The 24,180-nt window shown below is 70.4% G+C and carries 16 protein-coding genes and 2 pseudogenes; 5 read left to right on the top strand and 13 right to left on the bottom strand.

Annotated elements, in window-relative coordinates:
- Positions 1-76: 76 nt before the first annotated feature.
- A pseudogene (locus tag BJY14_RS43680) lies at positions 77-1,494 on the bottom strand (serine/threonine-protein kinase).
- A 415-nt stretch (positions 1,495-1,909) separates the two neighbouring features.
- Here BJY14_RS43680 and BJY14_RS47600 point away from each other — a divergent pair.
- Positions 1,910-5,371, top strand: a complete 3,462-nt coding sequence (locus BJY14_RS47600) for a CHAP domain-containing protein (protein WP_179848968.1) — start codon at positions 1,910-1,912, stop codon at positions 5,369-5,371.
- 83 nt (positions 5,372-5,454) lie between these two features.
- On the top strand, positions 5,455-6,117 hold the full coding sequence (locus BJY14_RS43670) for a class I SAM-dependent methyltransferase (RefSeq protein WP_218905861.1): 663 nt from the start codon (positions 5,455-5,457) through the stop codon (positions 6,115-6,117).
- A gap of 334 nt (positions 6,118-6,451) precedes the next feature.
- Here the strand turns inward: BJY14_RS43670 and hemC are convergent, their stop codons facing one another.
- The 4 genes and pseudogenes from hemC to BJY14_RS43650 form a co-directional block, all read right to left on the bottom strand.
- Positions 6,452-7,381 (bottom strand): hydroxymethylbilane synthase, encoded by a 930-nt coding sequence (gene hemC / locus BJY14_RS43665; RefSeq protein ID WP_246396338.1) that lies wholly within the window; start codon positions 7,379-7,381, stop codon positions 6,452-6,454.
- 631 nt (positions 7,382-8,012) lie between these two features.
- A pseudogene (locus BJY14_RS47945) lies at positions 8,013-8,153 on the bottom strand (GNAT family N-acetyltransferase); the annotation flags it as partial.
- Positions 8,154-8,636: 483 nt separating this feature from the next.
- A complete protein-coding gene (locus tag BJY14_RS43655) occupies positions 8,637-9,707 on the bottom strand; it encodes a hypothetical protein (protein WP_179848967.1) in 1,071 nt (356 codons plus the stop codon).
- A gap of 880 nt (positions 9,708-10,587) precedes the next feature.
- A complete protein-coding gene (locus tag BJY14_RS43650) occupies positions 10,588-10,953 on the bottom strand; it encodes a winged helix-turn-helix transcriptional regulator (protein ID WP_179848966.1) in 366 nt (121 codons plus the stop codon).
- Between the two features lie 76 nt (positions 10,954-11,029).
- Between BJY14_RS43650 and BJY14_RS43645 the strand changes: the two genes are divergently transcribed.
- Positions 11,030-11,437, top strand: a complete 408-nt coding sequence (locus tag BJY14_RS43645) for a RidA family protein (RefSeq protein ID WP_179848965.1) — start codon at positions 11,030-11,032, stop codon at positions 11,435-11,437.
- A gap of 429 nt (positions 11,438-11,866) precedes the next feature.
- On the opposite strand, the gene BJY14_RS43640 is transcribed toward BJY14_RS43645, so the two are convergent.
- Positions 11,867-12,370, bottom strand: a complete 504-nt coding sequence (locus BJY14_RS43640; protein ID WP_179848964.1) for a hypothetical protein — start codon at positions 12,368-12,370, stop codon at positions 11,867-11,869.
- Positions 12,371-12,411: 41 nt separating this feature from the next.
- Here BJY14_RS43640 and BJY14_RS43635 point away from each other — a divergent pair, with 41 nt between their 5' ends.
- Complete coding sequence (locus BJY14_RS43635) at positions 12,412-12,705, top strand: hypothetical protein (protein ID WP_179848963.1); 294 nt, start codon at positions 12,412-12,414, stop codon at positions 12,703-12,705.
- A gap of 521 nt (positions 12,706-13,226) precedes the next feature.
- Here BJY14_RS43635 and BJY14_RS43630 read toward each other — a convergent pair.
- On the bottom strand, positions 13,227-14,453 hold the full coding sequence (locus BJY14_RS43630) for a tyrosine-type recombinase/integrase (protein ID WP_179848962.1): 1,227 nt from the start codon (positions 14,451-14,453) through the stop codon (positions 13,227-13,229).
- Between the two features lie 218 nt (positions 14,454-14,671).
- On the opposite strand from BJY14_RS43630, the gene BJY14_RS43625 reads away from it, so the two are divergent.
- A complete protein-coding gene (locus BJY14_RS43625) occupies positions 14,672-16,081 on the top strand; it encodes a coiled-coil domain-containing protein (RefSeq protein ID WP_179848961.1) in 1,410 nt (469 codons plus the stop codon).
- A 758-nt stretch (positions 16,082-16,839) separates the two neighbouring features.
- Here the strand turns inward: BJY14_RS43625 and BJY14_RS43620 are convergent.
- The 6 genes from BJY14_RS43620 to BJY14_RS43595 form a co-directional block, all read right to left on the bottom strand.
- Positions 16,840-18,051 (bottom strand): FAD-dependent monooxygenase, encoded by a 1,212-nt coding sequence (locus BJY14_RS43620; RefSeq protein ID WP_179848960.1) that lies wholly within the window; start codon positions 18,049-18,051, stop codon positions 16,840-16,842.
- Entirely contained in the window at positions 18,048-19,451 is a 1,404-nt protein-coding gene (locus BJY14_RS43615) for an MFS transporter (RefSeq protein WP_179848959.1), read from the bottom strand. Before BJY14_RS43615 ends, BJY14_RS43620 begins: the two co-directional genes overlap by 4 nt.
- 410 nt (positions 19,452-19,861) lie before the next feature.
- Positions 19,862-20,536, bottom strand: coding sequence for a response regulator (locus BJY14_RS43610; protein ID WP_179848958.1), 675 nt, complete (start codon positions 20,534-20,536; stop codon positions 19,862-19,864).
- Positions 20,533-21,747 (bottom strand): sensor histidine kinase, encoded by a 1,215-nt coding sequence (locus BJY14_RS43605; protein WP_179848957.1) that lies wholly within the window; start codon positions 21,745-21,747, stop codon positions 20,533-20,535. Before BJY14_RS43605 ends, BJY14_RS43610 begins: the two co-directional genes overlap by 4 nt.
- Before the next feature lie 283 nt (positions 21,748-22,030).
- Positions 22,031-23,596 (bottom strand): MFS transporter, encoded by a 1,566-nt coding sequence (locus tag BJY14_RS43600; protein ID WP_179848956.1) that lies wholly within the window; start codon positions 23,594-23,596, stop codon positions 22,031-22,033.
- Positions 23,593-24,144, bottom strand: coding sequence for a TetR/AcrR family transcriptional regulator (locus BJY14_RS43595; protein ID WP_179848955.1), 552 nt, complete (start codon positions 24,142-24,144; stop codon positions 23,593-23,595). Before BJY14_RS43595 ends, BJY14_RS43600 begins: the two co-directional genes overlap by 4 nt.
- Positions 24,145-24,180 lie beyond the last annotated feature (36 nt).

Here is a 24,180-nt window from a genome sequence, read left to right as displayed (position 1 = left end):
CGCGGACACTGAACGGCACCGCCGGACCGCGCCGTCGCGCGTGACGGGGGCGCGCTGCGGATGCGGGCCGGCGCCCTCAGTGCACGGGCGGCCGCGCGCGATCTCGGTTCGCGAGAGCGAAGGCGACGACGCTCAGACCGATGACCAGCAGTGTCAGGAGCACCGCGAGATACCAGCCGAATCCCAGGGACTCCTTCGCGTGCGCGTTCAGGGCGGCGCCCAGCGCCGGCGGCAGCGACTTCGGGACCGGGACCGTCGGCTTGTCGATCCGCGACAGGACGGCGACGATGCCCAGCATGAGCAGGCTGAGCAGAGCCGGCGCGGCAGCACTCGCCGCCAGGCCGCCCTTGTTCCGGACGCCACCGATCATGCCGAGAACGGCCGCGGCGGCCCCGCAGGCCAGCGTCCCCCAGCCCCAGCCGGCGGCGAGGCCGCTGGACGTCGCCGTCACCCCGCGGGCGCCGGAGACCTCTGGCAGGGACGCGGAAACCTTCAGCCAGGGCAGCATCACCGCGACCATCAGCAGCGCCGCGGCCCCCGCGACCGCGAACCCGGCCCAACGGCTTCTGCCAGGCGAAGACGGCACACCCGCGATCAGTCCGGCCGGGGACGGCGAGCCTGGAGAGGAGCGCCCTCCGTGGCCAGGGGCGGCGGGCCGGACCTGCTGAACGACCGGCGCGGGAACGGGCCCGGCCTGGGACGACGCGAGCGGGGCCAGCATCGCCTGCGCCTGATCAAGGGTCATCCGCTCGGCCGGGTTCTTGCGCAGCAGCCCGGTCAGAACGGGAGCGAGAGGGCCGGCGTTCGGGGCCGGAGCGGGTTCCTGCGTCGCGATGGCGACGAACACGGCCCCGGTGCTCGGACCGGGGAAGGGCGGACGGCCTTCCACCAGGGCGTGCAACGTCGCCCCCAGCGACCACAGGTCCGACTCCGCGGTGGCGGGCAGGCCGCGGACCTGTTCAGGAGACATGTACGCCGGGGTCCCAAGGAGCGCACCCGAACGCGTCAGCGTCGTGTCGCCGTCGACGGCGGCGATGCCGAAGTCGGTCAGCACGGCGCGTTCCCCTTCCAGGAGAACGTTGGCGGGCTTGATGTCGCGATGGACGATGCCACCCGGTGCGCTGCGCGAAGGGCGTCCAGGACCTCCAGTCCGAGAGCGGCGGCACGCCCGGGCGGCAGGGGGCCGTGCTCGGCGAGCAGGTCGGCCAAGGACCTGCCGGGCACCAGCTCCATGATGATCCAGGGCTGCTCGTCCGCCGTGGTGACGAGATCGTGGACGGTGACGATGCCCGGATGCCGGAGACGGGCCGCGGCCCGTGCCTCCCGATCGACGCGCGCGGTCCAGGCCTGCCGCTGCTCGGCGTCCAGGTCCTCGGGCAGGCGCAGCTCCTTGACCGCCACCTCGCGGCCGAGCCGCTCGTCGTACGCGCGCCAGACCGTGCCCATGCCACCGCGTCCCAGCGGACCCAAGAGCCGGTACCGGTCCAGCAACACCCGCTCAAGTTGATCAGCCACGGTGGGACCGTAGCCCAGCGACCGCGCGACCTGTCAAACAGACACATCCGTTTATCGATCGTTCTCCGCGATTTCAGCGGCGTGTCAGCCTCGGGCGATGACGAGTGACCGCGCCGGCGTCGTCCTGACGGTTTCCGAATGGCCGTGCTCAGGTACCCGGCTTGCGCCAGCCGCGAAATGACGGACGGTCATGGCTGATCAGCTTCCTGTGCCGAGGGCCCGGAGCTGAGCAAGGCACCTAAACCGAGGTGGCGGCGGCTGAATGGACGACGAGACCAGGTCAGAAGGGGAGTTAGTCCCGCGGCCCCTGGACGATGGCGAGCCTCCGTCGGACTCGCCTCCGCCCGGGGCGGCGGAATTGCGTCCGGCGCCAAAGGGCGCGCCACCGGACGATGTGGCTGAGCTCGCCCCAGAAGAAGCTTCCGCGCTGGAGTCGGACCCGCGCATCGCGGCGGCGGCCCAGAGGCCGGAGAACGTCCAGGACATCCTCGCCCAGCAGTCGCGAAGCGATCGAGGCGTGGACGGCCGGGGGCAAGCCCCCTACGGCGCTGCCGCGTCGCGCGGGGGGCCGGTCAAGCCTCCGTCCAGGGCCAACCCGCTCACCGGCCGGCGAGCGACCGGTGCCTCCGAGAGCGGCGAGAACTCCTCGGGCGGGGTCAAGAAAGTGGCGGCGGACGCCGCGAAGAACGCCGCCAGGAACGCGGCCGAGGAAGTCGCCGGCCGATACGGCCTGTCGATGCCGGAAGGCGAGACCAAGGGCGAAAAGATCGCCCACGGCGTGGGCCAGGGCGCCAATTTCGCTGTCGGCCGCTACCTCGACCGGTACGCGCCCGGGGTCTTCGACAAGGTCATGAGCAACGGGCTCGGCCGCTGGCTCGTGATGCGCAGGCTCAAGGGGTCACCCGCCGGACGGCTCGTCCCGCACTCGTTCTGGGAAGGTTTCCAGGCCAGGTACACCTCTGGCGACAAGAAGAAGGACAAGGCCGACGGTTCCGGTTCAGACAAAGAGAAGCAGCACGGGAAGCTCAAGCTGCTTCTGGTCGGCGGCCTGCCGATCCTCATCCCGTTCCTGTGCATCGTGCTGATCGCCGCAATGATTCTGGGGGTCGACGTCGACGACGACCCGGACTCGCAGCCGCAGACGCGCTCGGACGAGAAGGTCGCCGAGTACTTACCCGGGAACTGGCAGCGGATCCTGAAACAGGCGTCAGAGCAGACGTCGGGCAGTGCGCAGGAATACTCCGAAGTGCCCTGGACCATTCTGGCGGGGCTGGCCAAGGCGCAGACCGACCTCGCCCGCTACAGCCCGTACGACAACATCGACCGCGACCCGGGACGCAAGGCGAAGGACGTCCCCGGCGGGGAGGACCCCGGCGACGGCGGCAACACGAACACCAACGTCAGCAACACCGTCGGCGCGGGCCCGGGACCCGTCCAGGGAGTCACCGGAGCCGGCTCGGCCGCCACCGTCCCCGGCACCGGCAGCGAGCACGTCGCGCCGCCGGACGGCGATCTCAGCCACCAGCTCGGCTGGTTCCTCTGGGCACTGCGCATGCAGGAATCGGGCGGCAATTACACCAAGGAAGCCGGGACGGACGAAAGCAGCGCCTGCGGCGCCTACCAGTACATCACCAGCACCTGGGGCAACTACGCGGGCTACCGGAGAGCATGCCAGGCCCCGCCGAGCGTGCAGGACCGCCGGGCCAAGAAAGACGTCCTCGCCAACTGGAACAGGTTCCACAAGTGGCAGCAGGTCGCGGTCGAACACTTCACCGGTAGCTGGGGGGACTCTCCCGGGAAATGGCACCAGTGCCCGGGGGCATGCGATTTCAACCCGTCGGCATGGAAGTACGCGGACGGCGTGATGTCGAAGATGCGGGCCGCGGCACGGGACCACCCGGAGAGCGGCAGCCCGGGCGGCGTGCAGCCCGCCTCGTTCCGCGTCGCTCCGGGCGGTCCCGGTGTCCGGCGCGCGGCGTTCCGGGCCGACAGGCCGGATACCGGCCTCTACGCGGACGGGTGCGACGTCGCCGACCCGAACCCCGATATCGGCGGCAAGGACGACCAGGGCAGCGGGCCGTACCTGCTCACGCCCGCGGCGGCGGGCCAGATGCGCATGCACGGCCTCGCCCCGCAGAACCCCTGCCAGTCCTCCTACTTCGTCGCCTTCGAGCTCGTCAAGGCGGCGGAGAAGGTGCACCGCGACCCCAAGAGCCCCGCGTGGAAGGCCGACGGCGACAAGAAGGACCAGGCCAACGCCCGCAAGTACTGGAGCAAGGTCATCGAGACCTCCGGGATCTTCATGGACCGCAGCCCCGACCCCGGCGCCCCCTGCGCGGTCCCACCACCCGACGACCCGAACAAACCGTGGCCGGTCAGCTTCAAGATCATTTCGATCTGGCGCTGCGAGGCCACCCGCCTCCAGGATCTCTACCTGGTCAGCGGCGGCTCCTACGACCAGAAGGGCGACTTCGGCTACGCCGTCGAGGACGACCGGGCCACCGCCATCGGGATCCTCATCAACGAGGCGCTGGCGGTCAGCTACGGAGCCGGCCACTGGAAGACCGACAAGTGCGACGACTCCAAGGACGACCGCGAAGGCGTCTTCCCGATGACCAAGGAGGAGGCGGAGGAGGCCCACATCAAGAACCGGTGCGACGTGGACAAGAACATCGCCGGCGCCGCCACTCTGGAGCTGTCCGTCGAGAAGGTCCCGCCCAAGGAGCGCCCGCACGACCTCGGCGTCTTCCAGCCGATGATCGGCGGCTGGCAGAAGATCGGCGTCGCCATGGGCAACGACCTCGGCCTCTTCTCCAAGGTCGGCCCCGCGCAGGAGGACTTCACCGCGTCGGCCGCGTGCACCACGGTGATGAGACGGTTCCTGACGGCGATCGCTCCGCACTCGACGGCCTTCGCCACCTTGCAGGACCCCCCGGACACCGAGGCGCTGCGCACGACCTGGGAGCCGAAATTGGAATCCCTGGAAACGGCCTACGGCATCACCGATCCGGTCGACGACAAAGCCTGCGTCGTCGGTTCCTGGTCGGCGGGGTACAGCGCCACGCTCTCCCGGATCGCCACGGATCTGTCCAGCGGCGTGGACGCCGCCGACCTCAAGGGCCTGGCCAGTTTCTACCAGGCCAGAGAGGAGGCCAATAAGCGCATCGATCCGGCACCCGGCCGGGACAGCCTGGTGATCCCGCGGCTGGCACCACGCCCCTCGAAGGAGATCAACGTGCCGGTCGACTCACAGGACAGTGACGCCTGGTCGCGTCTCGGCACGTCCGAGAGCGTGACCCTCCCCCTGCAGAGGATCGCCGTCGAATACGCCTGGTTCTTCGGCGGCGTCATTCCCCCGTTCGACAGCGCCGGCAAGAGCCTGTCCGGCACGCCGCTCTCCCCGTCGACACCGGTCTACCAAGGCGGCGACGGATCCGCCGCGAAAGTCATCAGCGTGGCCACCTCACTGATCGGGACGGGGGACAGAGGCGGCCGCGACAACAACCTCAACCAGTACAACCAGTACAACGGCGAGCCCTGGTGCGCCGACTTCGTCAGCTGGGTGATCGACAAAGCCGGAGCCACGCAGGCGTACTGGAACAGCCCGACCGGAACACCGGCCCACCGGTGGGCGGGCGTCTGGCAGTGGCGTGCCGCAGGCAGGTCCCTCCCCGTCAGCGAAGCACGACCAGGCGACCTGGCCATCTACGGCGACAACGCCCACATCAACATCGTGGTCCGCAATCTCGGCCACGGCAGGCTCAGCACGATCGGAGGAAACCAGGGCCCCCTCGTGGAGTCAGGAGTCCGCACGACCGCCACAGCGGTACTGCGTCCCAACTTCAACATCTCATAAGGCCCTGGAGAGCTCCGCCCGTTCGGTGAGAGCTCGCTGAAAATTGGAGTGCTGTGCAGGAGGGGCCTGTTTAAGGTGACGGCGTGGACGCGGCCGACTTCTACACGGGCATCGTCGCGGAGCTCTACGGACCACTGAAGTCCTTCTCCCAAGATCCCAAGGCCTATGCGGCCTTCATTGAACAATCCGGCACGCCGGCGCTGGAGTTGGGCTGCGGGGATGGCGATCCCTTACTTGAGCTGCGCGCACGCGGTTTGGAGGTCGAGGGCGTCGACTCCTCCGCTGACATGCTGGAACGCCTCCGTCGCCGGGCACACGAGCAAGGCATCAGTGCCACTGTCTATTGCCAGCGCATGGAGGCGCTGAATCTGCCCCACCACTATCGCGCGATCTTCCTGGCCGGACCGACCTTCACCCTGCTCCCCGACGACGCCGCCGCGCTGGCGTGCCTGCACGGCATCCGCGCTCACCTGGCCGAGGCCGGCGCGGCCCTGATACCCTGTTCGTCCCACGTCCGACCCCGGCCGAGCAGATCGGTCAGGCGCGCACGGCGACCGCACCTGACGGCGCCGAGCTTCGGGTATCCGTCGTGGCTGAACAACGGGACGAGGCCGCACGGACGCAGACGACGCTGCTGCGTTATGAACGTCGCCACGGCCGGGACCACTTCGTCGACGAGCGCCCGTGGGTGCTGCATTGGTATACGCGCAACGGATTCCAGGCCCTGGCCGCAGCGGCCGGCCTAACCGTGACCGCGATCAGCGACCCTCACGGCAATCCAGCCCCTGCTGCCGCTACAGACGTGCACTTCCATCTCCGGCACGGCCCCCGGGACCCCTGAGGATCGGCAACAGGTGGCGTAACACCACCGAGAATGGGCCTTTCTTCCACCTCACTTCCATTGCGCTCCCGCTCTTGGGAGGGCACAAGAGGCCAGTCGGCGACGTGTTCGCGGGCGCGCGTCTGGCTGGTTCGGTAGGCGATCGCGCTCGGTCAGAACCTGAAACAGCAGCTCGGCGCCACGACGGTCGAGTTCCATGTCTCCCAGCCTGACCGCGCCGGGCCGACAGAGGCTGCCTCTCACTCCTTTGTTCGGGGCAGCAGAGCGTCGGCACCACGAGCACGCAGCAGGTCGGCCAGCCGGCCAGCGAGCTCCTCCGGAGATTCACCCCGCTCGGCGGTGTCTGAGGCGCGGATCTGGTGGCGGCCGTCGAGGCTGGTGACGCTCCCGGTGAGACGCAGCCCCGCGGACAAGTGCTCGGCGTGGGCGCCGATCGGCAGGGTGCAGCCGCCGTGCAAGGCGCGCATCATCGCGCGTTCCGCGCGCACCGCGACGTCGGTGACCGCGTCCCCGGCCTGCGACATCGCGGCAAGAAGGTCAACGTCGTCCCGGCGGACCTGGATCGCCAGCGCACCCTGGCCTGGATCGGGCAGGAACTCATCGGCGGGCAGCCGCTGGGTGGCGGCGTCGGCCAGCGCGAGACGGTCCAGCCCCGCTGCGGCCAGCATCACCGCGTCCAAGGTCCCGCCGTGAGCACGAGCGCGCGCCAGCCTCGGCGGAACGTTCCCGCGGATCGCGACGGTGCGCACGTCAGGACGAAGCGCCCGCAGTTGGGCCACGCGACGCGCGGCACTGGTCCCCACCCGGGCCCCAAGCGGCAGCGTCTCCAGCGTCGCCCCACACAGCGCGTCGCGGACATCGCCGCGCGGCGGAGTGACCGCCAATGCCAGGTCCGGATGCCCACCCGCCGCAAGATCCTTGGCCGAGTGCACCGCCACGTCGACCCGGCCGTCCAGCAGTGCCTGCTCCAGCGCACCGGAGAACGCCCCGTCCTCCGCGATCTCCCCCAGCGGCCGGCGGCGATCCCGGTCGCCGGCCGTCATGACCGTCACCGTCCGCACCGGTCCGCGATACCCCAGCCTCGCGCGGAACTCGGCCACCATCGCACACGCCAGGCGGCTCCCCCGCGAGCCGATCACCAGTTCCCGCATCCGCGGCCCTGCTGCCATGCCGCCGATCGTAGAGACCAGACGGCCACCTCAAGACCGAACGCGCCCGAACCCCCACGACAGTCGACGCCCGCTGGGAGACCGACCGCGGTCGCTGCGCATCCGACGGAAACCAGCGCCGACCTTGACCAGCGTGCGGACCAGCGGCCACGACGGGGAGGCCACATGTATCGGGCAGGCAACAGCACGCCGGGGCGGCTGCGGCGCTCGCGCCTTGGCCAACGCGATCGACCGACCGCCCCATGACGGGTGAGCACTCACACTGGCTGCCTGCTTCTGAGAACCGCGAGCACCGGAACGTGATGCCCTGGCAGGCATCCTGCAGCCATGACAACCCGGCGACCACGGCGAGGCCCTTGCCGAGCTTCGCCGCGCGTTGGACACCGAGACGACGTTCATGCTCACCGTTCACTGCTCGACACTGAATGTGAGGAGCTTGTGAGGCGGGGTCGCGCTGGCCGCGCGCCTGGCTACAGCAGGAGAGCCATCGCGTACTCGTCGCGCGGAATCCCGTCCATGATGACTGCGTGCTTGCGTATGCCCTCGATCGTGAACCCCAGTCGCTGGTACAGCCGGTGCGCTGGTACAGCCGGTGCGCTGGGTTCTCGACGGCTACGTTCAACTGCAGCCGGGTCAGGCCCCGTTCGGGGGCTTCGTGCTTGATAAGCGTGTGCAGCAGGCCTGTCCCGATTCCTTGTCCTCGGTGTGAGGGCAGCACTCCGAGGACGAGATGCCCGCAGTGCGCGACCCGATGGAACCGCCCGACGGCCACGCGCAGCGCGCCGAGCAGCGGGTCGCCGCCGGCCACGACCTCGAATGACCGATCCTCCATCGGGGCGGCCCTCTCGCCGGGTTCCGCGAGCATGAACGCGGCGTCACTCTCGACCCTGCGCCACAGCTCCGCCACGGCTGGCCGTTCCGTGGCGCCCGCCACCCTATAGATGACGTCGGCCATGCGGCCCCCCATTGACGCTCGCTCGGACGGCTTGGCTGCTAGCGGTTCTGCCTCGACCTCGGCAGATCCTCATCGTGTCAGGCCACCGGCAAGCCGTCCGCGTGTTTCGCAGGTCAGCCGAACCTAGGTGGGTTTGGCTCTTCTTCAGCGGCCCCAGCAGGACCTATCCGCCCAGATGAAATCGTCCTCGAGAGCGAGCCGCACCCGGGCCGGACGGGCCCAGCACTTGTACGGAACCTGCCCGCCTAGTGCAGTCGGCTGCTGGAGCAGAACTGCACCCATCGGCGGCCCCTCAGCGGTTCAGCCGAGGCGCTGTGCGGCGGCGCCGCGAACCTCGGGAGTTTCCATGGGGTCGTCTCGCAGGTAGCGCAGGCGTGCGCGGGTGGTGCCGGTGAGCTGGACGTGCGCGGCGGCCAGTTCCCGGACGTTGGCCTCGCAGTCCCACAGCCCCTCGAGCAACTGCCAGGGAGGCTCTCCCGCAGGTGCGAACGCCACGAGCGCCTTGAGGACGGCGGCGCGTTCGTAGGTGTGGGGGGAGAACCACAGTCGCTTCAGCCGCGGCACGATCTGTGCCGCCCGGTCGCCTCCGATGCGGGTCAGCCCCGCGACCAGGTCGCGGTAGCACCAGCCGAGGCCCCCATCGCGTGTACGCACCCGGCCCACTGCCCCCAGCAAGGCCGGGACATCATGCTCGTCACCCGTCGTGGCCAAAACCCAGACGGAAAGCCAGTACTGGGGATGATCTGGTGTCGCTGCCCACCGGCGGGCCTGCGCCAGCTCAGGATCTGCGGGCGGCTCAGACAGCGGCCGGGCAGAGGCGTTTCGAGCGTCCACGATCGCTGCTGCGACGCGCTCGTCTTGTGCGGCCCACCGTGTCCACGGCAAGGATCTGCACAGGATCAGGCGGCGGTCGACAGTGGCGATGCGATCCCGCAAATGCGGATACAGATCCTCCCAGAGTTCGGCGTCCCAACTGGGACCCACCACGTGCAGGGCCTGGAGCCAGTGCGGGCCTTGGATGATGTGGCGGCGCACACCGTCGATTGCCTGTTGGTGTCCGGCGCGGCCGAGGGTCTCCAGCACCTCCAGAGTCAGGGCCGCGCCGTTCTCGTCGTCCTCGAGTGGTGTCTGATCCAGCACCGCCAGAAGGCGGTCGATCGGGATCTCCAGGTCGCAGACCAGGCGAGCCAGATAGACGGCACGCTCATCGACGTCCCACGACCAGCGGTGGTCGCGCCGCAGGCAGGACAACACCGCTTCGACGGCGGCGGCAGGGTCGTCCATCGCTTGGATCACACCCCGGCCCATTCCGCGTTGAAGGGCGCCCAGCAGGGTGCTGGGATGGGCGTAGAAGTTTTCTTCGTCATCCATCGCCCGGCAGCCTGCCCGGCCGCCTTCCCAAGCGCGAACCATTTTGGACGAGGCTGGTTTTGACGACCCGTCCGTCCAGCTCAGCAGCTCCCTGAGAAGGAGCTGCACCTAAGAGGTCATAACACAATGATCACTGCGGTGACCTCAGGGCCTGTTCGCCGGTTTGACCACCCTTCGTGAGGAAGGGCGAGCAGTCGCCGTGGATCGTGCGGGACAGTCTCTGGGAGCGGATCGAGCCGCTATCCGCGACGACGTCCACGGAGCGTTGATGACCCTTGCCGCAGCCATCATCTGCTGGCGACGCCTCGTCCGCTGAGGGCGCGTTCGAGGGCAGGGGTCATCGTGTGGAGCCAGCGCAGCTCGTTGGCCTGGAACTCCAGGGATCCCGCGGAGCCACAACTCCAGTCGCGTTGCGGCTGTACGAATCCTGTGTCGGTGTGCGTGGACAGCGCGCTCATCGACGGGCGCTACAGGGGGTTGGTCTCGACCGTGCGATCCCGGTCCGCAAAGGGACCCCCGCGGATAAGGCTTGGTGACGCTGTTCTGGCGGACGTCCGCTGGGGGGCAACAGTCCGCCCGCCGACTGTGCGCCAGGCTCGCCACGGCAGATCCGCGGAACCGCGCCGAGCTCATGCGGTGGCGCGCAGGCTGACGGGCCGCGTGGGCTCGCGGGCGCCCTGGCCTCACCCTAGGTTGTTGCAGGGTCTCGCACACCTGGCACATCTGTCACTCCTGCGTACGGGTGCGTGGCCCCGCCAGCGTGTAATCTCACGCCTTCCACTTTCCGGAGCGCTCGGCTTGGTGGAGCAGCGTATTCAGGTACGTGAGCTTCGGCGAGGGGTTGGCTTCGCTGACCATGTGGTCGCCGGGGTCGTAGCGGTTAAGCGTCGCCCGCGCCGTCGAATGCGTCCCGTGCGGCCTCGATGGCCGGCAGGTGCTGGTCCGCCCAGTCCAACAACACGTCGACCGGGCCGCGGAGGGTCTTGCCCAGCGGCGTGATGGAGTACGTCACGGCGACCGGGCGAGTCGAGGTCACCTTGCGTTCGACGACGCCATTGCGTTCGAGCCGGCGGAGCGTCCCGGTGAGCGACTTCTGCGTGACCTCGGGGATGGCGCGCCGGAGTTCGTTGAAGCGGCAGGGCCGTTCGCAGAGCTCGTTCAGGATGCTGAGCGACCACTTGTCGAGCACCTGGTCGAGGAGCTCTCGGTGCGCGGTACTGATCCGCAGCTCGGCGGGGGTATCCATGGTGAAACCTGGTCTCGTTGAAGTGTCTTCTCGCGCCTAAGTATCTTGACGATACCTAAAAGAGGGGACATTCGTCATGACCGTTCAGCGCTTCACCCCCGCAGGGATGCTTCAGCCCGCCCCGTATCACCACGTGGCCGTGGCCGCCGGGACCCGGCATGTCCACGTCGCAGGTCAAGTCGCCCACCGGCCCGACGGCTCGCCGGTCCCGTCCGACCTGGCCGGGCAGGTCGCGCAGGCCCTGCGGAACACGGCCACTGGACTCGCCGGGGCCGGTGCGACCTTCGACGACGTGGTGCGGCTGACGTTCTACGTGACCCAGTGGAGCCCGGAGAAGATCGCGGAATTCATGGCCGGCGTCGAATCCGTCGCCGACGAGACCGGCCTCGGCTCGCCGATGCCGCCGGCGTCGCTCATCGGTGTCGAGGCACTGTTCGAGCCGGACGTTCTCGTCGAGGTCGAGGCCACCGCAGTCCTGGACTGACCACCACGGCGCGGCACGGTCCACGAACCACACGAACGCGGCGGGCGAAGACTCTCACCACACCCGCCGCGTTCAGCGTGTAAGGCCGCGGAATGCCGCACGGCGATGTCAAGCACCCAAGTCACGCCCAAGCGGTCGGTGATCCGTTGGCGCAGCCCACCGCGACGGCCCCAGGGCCTGGAGAATGGTCGCGACGCTGGCCAACTTGTCCCAGTAGCCCCGCAATTCGGCCTCGCCGTCACCCGGACCGAGTCATAAGGCCCTGGTTCCAGAGCAGGTGCGGATGACGTCGTCGGCCATAACGCGTATGTCGCGCCCGATCTTGACCTGGTTCAACAGGCCGATCACGCCGACCAGCGGCACAGTGAAGGCGCCGGCAGGCCAAGTGAGCGACGCGCGCTAACTGAGTCGGCGACGGCCGTCGCCCGCTCAGACCTCAAAAAGGCGGCGTGTTCGCTGCCATGGCTGCGCAAGAACGGTCGGCGGGAGATGCGCGGTTCGATCAAGCGGTCGTGTCGTAGTGCTCCACCAGCTTTCGACGATCCGCGAAGCCGTCCTACCAGCAGCGCTGATGTGCCCGCCGTCGAACTCGTTGGTGATGTAGTCGGCGATATCGGTCCCGTAGAAGACGATGTCGGTCTGAACGATAGACAAGACGGGATGCCCAAAAGCACCGCGACCAGCAGGGAGATAGCGGTGTCCCCTGACAGGCACGAGCTTCGGGGCCTGCTCCAGGTGGGATCGGGCAAGGTCGATCGCTGCCGCAGGGTCGGGCGGCCGCAGCCCCCAGGCCGAACACCAGAGTCCGTTTCTCTCAACGTCGAAGAGGGCCCCCTCAACCGGCCACTCGAGATGCTTGCGCAGTTCCGCAGTTCCGCAGGAACGCCGTTGCGCCAGTTCGGCCAGGGCGTCCTCCCACTTCGCCGTGGCCATGAAGGCCCGCTGAGCGGAAGCCCCTCTGCCAGGAACGCTCGGTGATCGTCAGCGAACTCGAACCCATAGGTCTGCTCGATTTTCTCGAACTCGGCCTCGGTGAGGCCAGGTGCGATCTCGATGCTGCCTCGCCGGGCAAGGCGCCGCGCGGCTTCGCGTCCGAGCCGGCAAGCCTCCTTGTTGATCACCACGGGGAGCTTACTCTTCGGAGGCAGGGAACGGAGCTGGAGAAGTCTCTGGAGAGCCTCCAGGAACTGCACCACGTCGCCCCCAAGACCATCCGCCGGAGCCTGGACAGCGCCCGCGCTTGCGAACTGCCTGAACACCTCCGGTGACGACTCCGTCCGCGAGGCACTCGCCGCTGGCCGGACCATCCGCCGCGGCCAAGGCCACCCGGTACGCCTCACCGCCCCGTTGACCCTCCACCGCGCCGCGCTGCACCACAGCACCGCCCTCGCCGCCCGAGACACCGGGCCTGCCGAACGCAAGGCCGCCGCCAGGTGTACGCCACCCGCGTCACAGCAGCCAAGACCCCTGCATCCGCTCGTTTAGGGCTCATGACGCGTTTCTTGACGCCCCCTTATTCGGCGCTCCATAGATAGATCTCGACAAGCGGGACGTGGCTGTTGCTTTGTCCGGGCTTGCTGACCAGCGGCGATGCACCTATCCAGGGTGCCGATCACTGATCCGCCTGTGCCCGGGGCTTTCGGGCGCGGGCGACGGTGACGCGCTGCGGAGCCGTCCGGGTTAGCTGCCGTGCGCCAATTGGATGGCGTTGATCGCGCCACGTGTGTCGGCGGTCGGCGAGGAAGGAAAGGTAGAGCGAGCCAGGTGAGGGGCTTCGTGGGTCGGCTGATCAGTGGATGTTCTGCTCCGGAAGGTCGGAGTGAAGCCAGTTGGGCACCAGGTCGACCAAGAGCTCCTCGCCTGTTCGGGAGAGTTCGGCGTTCTTCCTGGCCTTGGAACGGCGAATCCAGTACCGCAGGGTGGTCTTGGGATCTTTGTGATTCGCGTAGATCATCACGTGGTGCAGGCCGGCCATCACGCGTTCCTCGCCGCCGGCCTGCTCCAGCGCGTCGAGCAGGTGAGTGATCCGGGAGGCGCGCCACACGTGCGGGGTGAGGTGGTCGCCGCCCAGCACGCCTGCGGCGCGACCCAGCCGGGTGCTGATGCGGTCGGCGTCGTGCCGGTCCAGCCTCCGGCCGGCGTCGTCGAGCAGGAGCGGGCCCGTGGTGCGGTCGCCCAGGTAGGCGCGCAGCAGCCCGGCCAGCGTCGGCGGGATCTCCAGGTCGCGGACCTGGTGACCCTTGCGCCGCACCCGCAGGAAGCTGCGGTCGCCGGAGGTCCGCAGGTCCTCGATGTCGGCCGCGCAGATCTCACTGACCCGGCCCGCCACCACGTACAGCAGCGTGACCAGCGCAAGGTCCCGCAACTGCGCACGGTCCGGGCCGGGACGCGGCCCAGGCGACGCGGCCGACCGGGCGGCGGCGAACACCGCGGCGACCTCGTCCTCCTCCAGGATCGGGGTCGCGGTGGAGGGGTCCTCCTCGTCGATGACCGGGCGGACGTCCTCGCTGACCGGGTTGGGCGGCGGCGGGTCCAGCACGCCGGCGGCGTAGGCGTGCAGGCTGGACAGCGTCTTGACGTAGCGGGCGATGCTGCGCGCCGTGAGAGGACGGGCGGCGCGGCCGGTGACCCGGGCTCGCCACATCTGCAGGTGGGCGGTGCTCAGGCAGCCGACGAAGAAGCGGTCGTGGCCGAGTTCGCGGGCCAGTGGCGCCCAGACCGTCAGCAGATCGTCGCAGTAGCCGCGCCGGGTGGCCACCGACGTTCGCCTGGCGGACGACAGCCACCCGACCACCACCGGCAGGGTGGCGGGTTCCAGCGCCTCGGCCAGCAGCTCTAGCCGCCGCCGGTAGACCCGCTGCTTGCGGGCGCGGCCGGACGGTTCGGTGAGATCGGCCCACCCCACGCACCGCTCCCCCAGGTCGGCGTCCAGCGTGGTGAGCGCATCGTGCAGCAGCGGCGGCACTGCGGCCGCCGGCACCGACCGGCCCGCTGCGACCAGTCCGGCGTCAGTCATTGCGGACCCCGGTGAGCGTTCTAGTCACGGCGGCGAGCGGACTCGGAGGCATCGGCGGGGCTTTCCCTTGAGCTGGCGGCGCGGTCGGCGGGACGAAGCCCCGCGTGTTGATCACTCTAGCAGGAGCGCTTAACGCCAGTTAAGCGCCCCTGCAATCTAATCAAAGGAAACGTTTCAGGAAACGATTGCGTGATGCGTATACGTGCTAAGGTCGGGCCATGGTCGACCAGCACTCTGAGCACTGGGACGGGACGGCGACCGGCGACTCCGATGCGGCCGGCGTCCCTCCCGCCGAGGGCACCGCACCCACACCAGGCGCCGAGGACTCCGCCGCGGTCGGGAAGGCCGCCGGAGGCGCGGGCGCCACCGGCGCGGAGAGCGGGGCGGGCGGCGCGGACCCGGACGCCCCCTACGGCAGGTGCGCGCACTGTGGCGATCCGCTGCCTGCTCCGCTGCGTCGCGGAGGCCGCCGGCTGGAGTACTGTCCCGGCCCCGAGAAGAAGTGCCGCATGGCGCACAACAACACCCGCCGCAGCAAGAACCGGAGCGGTGTAGCCGCGGTGCTGCGCTCGCACGATCAGGTCGCGGCCCAGGCTGCGCCCACCCTCACCGAGGTCGCCCGACTGCTGACCGAGCACGCCGCCCGCCACCAACAGCTGTTGTACGAACTCGACGGGCGGGAGGCGCTGGAAGCCCAGATCGACGGGCTCACCGAACGCAACGCCGACGTGGAGGCCGACGCCCGCCGCCGCATCCGCGAGGCCGTCCAGGACGCCGACCGACGCGTCGCCGAGACCGAGGCACAGGCCAAACGTGAGGTGGCCGCAGCCGAGCAGCGCACTCAGCTCGCGGTGGCCCGCGCCGACGACGCCGACGCGCGGGCCGCCGAGACCCAGCGGCTGGCCGACCGGCGGGTCGCCGAACACGACCGGGCCCGCGGCCGCGCCGAGGAGCAGGCCACGGCTGCCGCCCGCGTAGCCGAGCAGGCCCGGCACGCCCAAGCCGACGCCGAACGGGCACTCCGGGACGCCGCCGAGCGGCTGCGGGCCGTCGAGGAGCAGGCCGCCCGGCTAACGGCGGAGCTGCAAACCGCCAGCGACGAGCGCGACGCTTACAAACAGCACGCCGAGGGAGCCGAGCAGCGCGCCACGACCTCCGCCGAGACCCTGCAGCACACCGAGACCGCGCTGGCCGACGCCCGCCGCCGCCTCGCCGAGGCCGAAACCGCGCGCGACGCCGCGCACACCCAGGCCAGCCAGGCGTCCACACGCGCCCAGGAGTCCCAAGCCCGCACTGACCAGGCAGAGCAGCGCGCCGACCGGGCGATCACGCGTGCCGAGGAGGCCGCCACGCGAGCCGACCGGGCGAGCGAGCGCGCCGACCGCCTGGCCGCCGACGCCGATCGGCTGCGGGCGGCACTGCATCTCCCCCCGGTCGGCGATGTCGAGGGCGTTACGGGCCTACGCGCCGGCGGCGTCACCGTGACCGCCGCCGAGGGGTTGCTGCACCTGGCGGGCGTGGACGAGCGGCTGAGCTTCGAGGAGGCCCGTGACCTCGCCCGCGCCATGCTGGCCGTTGCCGCGCATGCCTCCGGTTCCGGACTTCGGGAGGGCTCCGGTGGGCCATGACCCGCCTACCCGCCGCCACCGCCCTCGGCGGGCAGATCCGTCCCCGCCGAGTCCGTAGTGTGTGCCGACCTGCTCTGTCCTGATCGCGACCGGCCGCGCCATCCGCGCACTTGAGCAGGGCGTTCTCCAGGCGCTGCGCCCGCGGGACGATCAGCTCCGCCGCGTAGCGGGTGAGCGGGCGGTCGCCGTAGGCCTCCCCGCGTCGCGGTCGCAAGGAGCGTTCCGGGACCAGCGATGGGATCGCCTGCGTCGACTGGGACTGTTCGGCGGGCGGGGTTGATCTGCTGGTCTGGATGGTCACGGACCGGGCCATCGCGGCGCGCGCGGCCGATCCGTGCCCGGCTGGGCGGCCCTACGGGCGCAACCACATCCCGGTTCCGGCTGCGGCCTGGCTAGCAGTCGGCGCAAGCAGCGACAGCCCGCTGCGGCGCGCCGACCGCTGCGCGCTGCTCGCGCGGCCGTCCTCAGTCCGATGCCCGGCACCCCGCGCGACCCGCTTGCCCGAGCCGGGCGCTGACCAGCAGGCTCATGGGCCCGTGCAGCGCGCCCTCCGGGCCCGCGCCGCCCATGGCGGCGGCCGCGAAGTCCTGGGCGTGCTCGTAGTCCTAGGCGGGCCCGCGCGCCAGGCGGTGCATCAGCGGAGGCGCGCTCGCCGCCGGCGAGATGCCCGGTGGTGGAGCGTCCCGCACACACTGCGGGACGCTCCGCCAGCAGCCAGCCCTCGGCGACGCCGCCGCGTTTGCCGCAGGGGCTCGCGCTCATGTTGAGGGCGTGAACTCGGGCAGAGTGAGGGCCGAGTGGGCTGCTCGTCCGCCCGTGGCGGGCGTGGCTCCGAGCTTGCGCAGCCTTTCGTTTCGCTGTTCCAGGGCTTGGGCGGTGGTCGGGAACAGGGCGGCACCGCCCTCGCCGACCAGGTCCTGGTTCAGGGTCACGAACTCACGGGTGTCGCGTTCGTAGGTGGCGAAGCCCGCGGTGTGGTCCCGACCGGCCAGGGAACCGGCGAGCATGTACGCGCCGACGAGCGCGAGGCTGGTGCCCTGCCCCGTGAGGAACGAGGGTGCGTACGCGGCGTCTCCCACCAGCGCGACCCTGCCGCTGGACCAGCGGGGCATCCGGATCTGGCCGACTCCGTCGAAGAACAGGTCGGACGTGTCGCGCAGGGCGTCCAGCATGCTCGGGACCTCCCATCCCGCGTCGGCGAAGACGGCGGCGACCATCTCCCGTTGGGCTTCCGGGTTCCTCCACGCGTCGGACGGTGGCCTTTGCCGAGCGAAGTTCAGGAACGCGTGCACTTCGTCGTCGTCGCCAACGGCGTAGAGTGCCGCGGCCCTGCCTGGCGTATTCCACATGACGGTCTCGTGGGAAAGTCCGAAGGTGTTGGGCATGGTGAACACGGCGAAGCAGTAGCCGAGGTATCGGTGGAACCGTTCTTCGGGGCCGAACAGCATTTCCCGGGTACGGGAGTGCGTGCCGTCCGCACCGAACACCATGTCGAATGTACGCGCGCCGCCCCCGTGGAGGGTGACGTCCACTCCGTGGCCAGACTGGTCGAGGGTGGCGATGGAATCGTCGAACAGGATCTCCACGTCGTCACTGACCGCCGCGTACAGAACGTCAGTCAGATCGCCGCGCCGCACCTCCAGGTCCCGGTCCGCGACGCCGCCGGTGACGGCGTGGGGGTCGACCGAGGCCACCTCTCCGCCGTCCCCGTCGAGGAAGGTCAGCCGCCGCAAGTCGACGTGCGCGTCCCGCAGCCGCTGCAGGATTCCCATCCGTCGAACGACCTCAAGTGCACTGCCGCGCACGTCGATGGGATAACCACCGCTGCGAAGCGTGCCCGCCTTCTCCACCACCGTGACGGCGAGTCCGTGACGGTTCAGCCAGAAAGCGAGGGCGAGGCCTGTGATTCCGGCCCCCGATATCAGGACCTCGCGCTTCGGCGCGGTACGAGCGGCCGTCATTCGGGTCATTTGTTGGCTCCTTTGCTCATGGTGCGGACGGCGAGCAGGGACAGTGCTGTGACGGCGCCGGCGATGACGAAACCGGTGACGAAGGCCGATTCGGCCGGGACGTCCGACCCGGACGGGGTGCCTGAGGTGAGAAGGGCGCCGCTGACCTGGGCGCCCGCGGCGAAGCCGATCACCCGCGTCACCAGGACCAGGCTGGTGGCGGTTCCGGTGTCGCCGTGCTCGACGGAGGTGGCCGTCCGGACGACCATCGCCGTGACGCAGACGCCGCTGGCCAGGGCGATCAGCGCCTTGCCCGCGACGAGGTGCCAGACCTCGGTGTGCAGGATCGCCAGCCCGGCCAGCGTGGCCGCCATGACGCCGATTCCGGTGGTGACCGCCGCGCCCGCGCCGAAGCGCCGCACCGCGGCCCCGCCGAGGGGCCCGCTGATCGCCGCAGCGACGGCGCCGGGCAGCAGGTAACGCCCGATGTCGGTGGAGCCGGCGCCGAAGCCGTAGCCGTCGCCGGACACCGCGAACAGTTGCGGTACGAGGTACATCGACACCGCGGTGCCGGCGCAGACCGCGAACGTGATCAGATACGAGCTCCAGATCGCGGGCTTCGCGAGCAGGCGCAGATCGACCATCGGCGAGGCCGCACGACGCTCGACGGCCGTCCATCCGGCCACGAACGCGGCCAGGACGAGGACGAGCCCGCCGAGCGCGAGGGGCCGCGAGCCGAGGTCGGGCGCCAGCGCAAGCCCGAGCATGAGCGTCAGCAGGATGCCGCTCAGCAGGACCAGGCCGGGCCAGTCGATCCGGCCGCCCGAACGGGCCGGCGGATCGTCCGGCATCAGCAGGTGGACGGACAGGGTCGCCACGACGATCGCGAGCGTCGGGACCGCGAACATCCAGTGCCGGGACAGGCCTTCCGCGATGGGCCCTGCGATCAGCGTGCCGAGCATGCCGCCGCCCACGAACATGCCGCTGACCACCCCGATGGCCACCTGCGACTCGCCCACCGGTAGGTGCTTGCGCACGAGGATGAACGAGAGCGGCATCGCGCCGACCATCGCGCCCTGCAGTACCTGCCCCAGCAGCAGCACCGGCAGGTTCGGCGCCGCCGAGGACACCAGGCCGCCGGCCGCGACCACCGCCATCAGCCGGATCATGACGCGCTTCCCGCCATGCCGGTCACCGAGACCGCCCGCGACGGGCGCGACGAGGGCACCGGTGATGAGCATCGCGATGCTGAGCAGGGCCCCCTGAGCAGGGCTCATCGACAGTTCGCGCTGAAGCAGCGGGAGCGTCGGCGCCACCACCGATTCCAGGGTCCCGGTGGCGGCCGCCAGCAGGCCGAGGGCCCAGACGGCGCCCTTCCGGATGCGGGGCGGGGACACGGGAGGAGCCAGAGTTGCGGGCATGGATGTCCATACCTCCTTCGTTTCGGGAGAAGTGGTGCGGGGCGGATGCGGTTCCCGCCCTCGGGCGTGCGCCAGATCGACGGGGGCTACCGCGAAAGATGCGCGGTCCAGAGGGGGCACGTGCGGGGACGTCTCACCGGTCGTGCCGTGCGTCATCGGGATCAATGTGGTCGCGGAGCCACGCCCACCGCGGTCGCCGACCGGCGCCTCGGTCAGTGCAGGAGGGGCCCACCGGATCCGGACAGGTCCATGACCGCGATGAACCGTTTGCCGCTGCGTTGCCTCATTCATCCGCCCTTCGTCTCGCTTACCGACCGGGTGGAGTCTGCGAGGACGGTCGCGCGCCGGGCGTCATACCCGGGAGCCGATGTGGAGGTGCTACGGCGGTGGGGGGTGGTGGAGAGGGCGGCCTATTCGCCCGGGGTCACCAGCCCCGATTCGTACGCGAAGACCACCGCCTGGGCGCGGTCGCGCAGGTCGAGCTTGGTGAGGACACGGCTCACGTGCGTCTTCACCGTCTGCTCGGCCAGCACCAGCATCTCCGCGATCTCCGAGTTGGACATGCCGCGGGCCACCAGGGTGAGGACTTCGGTCTCGCGTTCCGTCAGGGCCTTGAGCCGCAGCGCGGGCTTGCCCAGGGTGGGGGGACGCTGGCGGGCGAAGTCCGCGATGAGGCGGCGCGTCACGGAGGGCGCGAGCAGCGCGTCGCCCGATGCGACGACGCGCACCGCCGCGATGAGGTCGGCCGGCGGCGCGTCCTTCAGCAGGAAACCGCTCGCGCCCGCCCGCAGCGCCTCGTAGACGTAGTCGTCGACGTCGAACGTGGTGAGCATCAGGACGCGCGGCCGGTGCGTCACGCCGGGCGGTGGCGCGAGGAGGCGGCGCGCGCCCTCCAGGCCGTCCATCTCGGGCATGCGGACGTCCATCAGCACGACGTCGGGATGCGTGCGCCGGCTCAGCTCGACGCCCTGCGCACCGTCGGCGGCCTCGCCCACCACCTCGATGTCGTTCTGGGCGGCCAGCAGTGCGGCGAACCCGGCCCGCACCATGGCCTGGTCGTCGACGATGATGACGCGCGTCGTCACGTGAGGTCCCTTTCCGTCAGGGGGAGCCGGGCGGCCACGCGGAAGCCGCCGTCCGGCAGCGGCCCCGCTTCGAGGGTGCCGCCGCTGAGCCGCACCCGTTCCCGCATGCCGACAAGGCCGTGGCCCGTGCCGCGGTCCTCCAACGGCGCGGCGGGCGGCTCGGGCGGAGGGCCGTTGACGACGAGGACGGCGAGCCGGCCCTCGTCCTCCGCCACCGACACGCGCGTCGGAGCGCCCGGCGCGTGCCGTACGACGTTCGCGAGGGCCTCTTGGACGATGCGGTACGCGGTGAGCCCCACCGCGTCGGGCACCTCGGCGTCGCAGGAGGCGAACTCCACCGGTATGCCCGCCCTGACCGTCGCCTTCACCATCTGCCCGATCCGCTCAAGGCCCGGCTGGGGCGCGAGCTCGCCGTGCGTCTCCTCGTCGCGCAGCACGCCGAGGAGGCGGCGCATCTCACCGAGCGACTCGCGGGCGGTCGCCGCGATGGAGGTGAACTCCTCCTGCGCGTCCGGCGGCAGCCCGTCGAGTCGGTACACCGAGGTGTCCGCCTGCACCGTGATGACGGACATGTGGTGCGCCACCACGTCGTGCAGCTCGCGCGCGATGCGGGCGCGCTCCTCCAGCAGCGTTCGCCGGTCACGCTCGGCCTCGCTGATCGTCTGCTGCTCGGTCAGCCTGCGCTGCGCCTCGTGCCACGCGCGGAGCGCGCCGCCGAGCACGAGCGCGACGCCGCCGAGGATCGGGAGCAGCGTCTCCCTGGCGCTCGTGCCGTGCGGCGCGACGAACCCCAGACCGACGCTCGCGCCCGCCGTCGCCAGCCACACCGCCAGCAGCGTCCTGCGCGACTCGCGCAGGCCGAGCGCGAGGCAGAGGCCGACGTACCCGACGATCTCCATGGGCGGGAACGGCCAGAGGAGCCGCTCTTCGAAGTCGACGGTGAGCAGCGCGAGCGCACCGGCCACGTCCGCCGCGAAGATCACGTACCAGGCCCGCAGCGGGCGGACGACGGCGAGCAGCAGCGGCGCCGCCTGCGCCATGGCCAGCGCGCCCGCGATGCCGCCGTTCAGACCGTAGTCGACGCTGAGCACCGTGAGCGTGGTGGGCAGCAGGGCCGCGCACAGCACGAACGCCAACCCCCACGGAAGCAGCCGCACCGACCGACGCGACGCCCCGGCGAGCAGCGCACGCGGGGGTTCCTCGGGCGTCATGAGCGCCAGCCTATTGCCGGCCGCGCGTGCCCGGAGGGCGCTGCCTCGCGGTGGCCGATTCGGGCGGTGGCAGAGCTGTTCTGCAACGGGCGCATCCGTCCTTCTCCCTCAGTCACGTCCAAGCTGGCCGGGCAGGGTAGGAAGACGGTCGGGACGAAGACGTCACGCCGGGGAGCCAAGTCGAAGTGATACCCCGGTAGCCGATGTCGTCCGCGAGGAGGAGACCACCTCGATCCGACTCCGCAGGAGCTCTTGCACTGCCGGGCCTGGGAGATTCACGCATCTATCGGCGGTGCGCGACTGATCCCGTTGTCGCTGTTGGCTGGACGGTTTCGCTGATCGGCTTCTGGCCGCGCAGCAGGAACCAGGCCATGCCGGCGGCGAGAAGCAGCAGGCCGGCGCCGACTCCGGAGGCGAGAGCCACTCCGTCGACGAAGGACTCGCGTGCCGCCCGCAGCAACGCCGCTGCCGTGTCGGCGGGCATGTGCGCGGCGGCCACGACGGCTCCGGCCAGTGATTCGCGTGCCGCCTCCGGTGTGGCGGCCGGTCCGGGGAAGTCCCGGTAGATGTTGGTGACGATCGAGCCCAGCAGGGCGATGCCCAGGGCGGTGCCCAGTTCGTATGCCGTCTCCGAGACCGCGGATGCGGCGCCGGCCTGCTCCTTGGGGACGGCGGCGAGGATGATGTCCGAGGTGATCGTGAACGACAGCCCGGCGCCGAAGCCGACCAGCAGCAACAGGGTGCCCAGCAGGGGATAGCCGGTCGACTGGGTGATCGTGGTGAGTGCGGCCAGGGCCAGGCCGATGACGGCCAGGCCGCCGGAGACGACCGTGCGCGCCGAGAAGCGTCGCGCCGCGGCGCCGGCGATCAGGCCGGCCACCACCGCGCCGGCGGCGACCGGCAGCTCGGCGAGGCCCGCACGGAAGGGAGACCGGTCCTGGACGAGTTGCAGGTACTGGGAGAGGAAGAACAGCAGTCCGGAAAGCCCGAGGATGGTCAGCAGGTTCGCCAGGACGGCGGCGCTGAAGCCGCGGTTGCGGAACAGCCGGACGTCCACCAGCGGGACGGGCAGCCTGCGCTGACGCCGGACGAACGCGTGGAGAGCCGCCGCACCGAGCAGGCCCGCCGCGAGGGCGGGCCAGGTGAACCCGCCGGCGGCGGCCTCCTTGACCGCGTACACGACGCCGACCATGCCGACCAGCGACAGGACGACGCTCGGCAGGTCCCACGGCCCCGGGGAGGGGTTGCGCGATTCCGGCAGCATCTTGATCCCGACGACGACCAGCAGCGCCATCACGGGCATGTTGATCAGGAACACCGAGCCCCACCAGAAGTGCTCCAGCAGCAGGCCGCCGACGATCGGGCCGACCGCCATGCCCGCCGAGGCGGCGGCGCTCCAGATGCCGATGGCGAGGGTGCGCTCACGGGGGTCCTCGAAGACGTTGCGGATCAGCGCGAGGGTGGAGGGCATCAGCGTGGCGCCGGCGACGCCGAGCAGCGCCCGGGCGACGATCATCATCTCGGGGGTCTGCGCGTAGGCGTTCAGGACCGAGACCAGCCCGAACGCGGTCGCTCCGGCCAGCAGCAGGCGCTTGCGGCCGACACGGTCGCCCAGACCGCCCATGGAGACGAGCAGGCCGGCGATCACGAACGAGTAGGCGTCGCCGATCCACAGCAGCTGGGTGCCCGAAGGCCGCAGGTCCTCGCTGAGGTAGGGCGTGGCCAGTCCGAGAACGGTGGCGTCCACCGCGACGAGCAGCACGGCCAGGACGAGGACGCCGAGGGCGATCCAGCGGCCCGGAGCCCGCTGTGCGATGCCCCGCTCAGCCTGCCGCGGGAGAGAGGTCATGATCCGTCTCGCCGCATCGCGCCGCCGAGCAGCAGCTCGACGATCATGTGGGCGATGTCGTTGCGGGCCACCCGGCCTTCGATGACGGCCCAGCCGCCGGCGGCCAACAGGCCGTAGAGGGCCTCGGCGAGCCACGCCGCACTGAGGTCGATGCGGAACACGCCGCTTTCCTGGCCCCGGCGGAACAGATCGGTGAGCCGCTCGTCGATGAGCGACCAGCCCTCGTTCTGATCCTCGCCCTCGAAGAGCTGGTTCTCGGAGTAGAGGAAGGCAAGGAGACCCGCACACGGTTCGATCGCGCGAACCAGGCGGCGCACCGCCCCCTCGGCCGTGCCCTCCTCCAGGCGGGCCGCGTCCAGGGCCGCCTTGACCTCGGCGATGCCGAAGTCCTCCAAGGCGCGTATCAGGGCATCGCGTCCGGGGAAGTGCCGGTTCAGCGTCGCCCTGCTGATCCCCGCGGCCCGGGCGACCTCTTCGGTCGTCGCCGTGGACTTGCGCGCCAGCAGATCGGCGGCGGCACGCAGCACCTGATCACGATCGAAGCCCATGAGTCGACCGTACCTCATATGAGACACAACTGTCTC

Origin of the sequence: Actinomadura luteofluorescens (assembly GCF_013409365.1) — a bacterium.
In the GTDB taxonomy this organism is placed as follows: Bacteria; Actinomycetota; Actinomycetes; order Streptosporangiales; family Streptosporangiaceae; genus Spirillospora; species Spirillospora luteofluorescens.
Note: the sequence above shows the minus strand (reverse complement) of the source record. Positions and strands in the feature narration are given on the sequence as shown.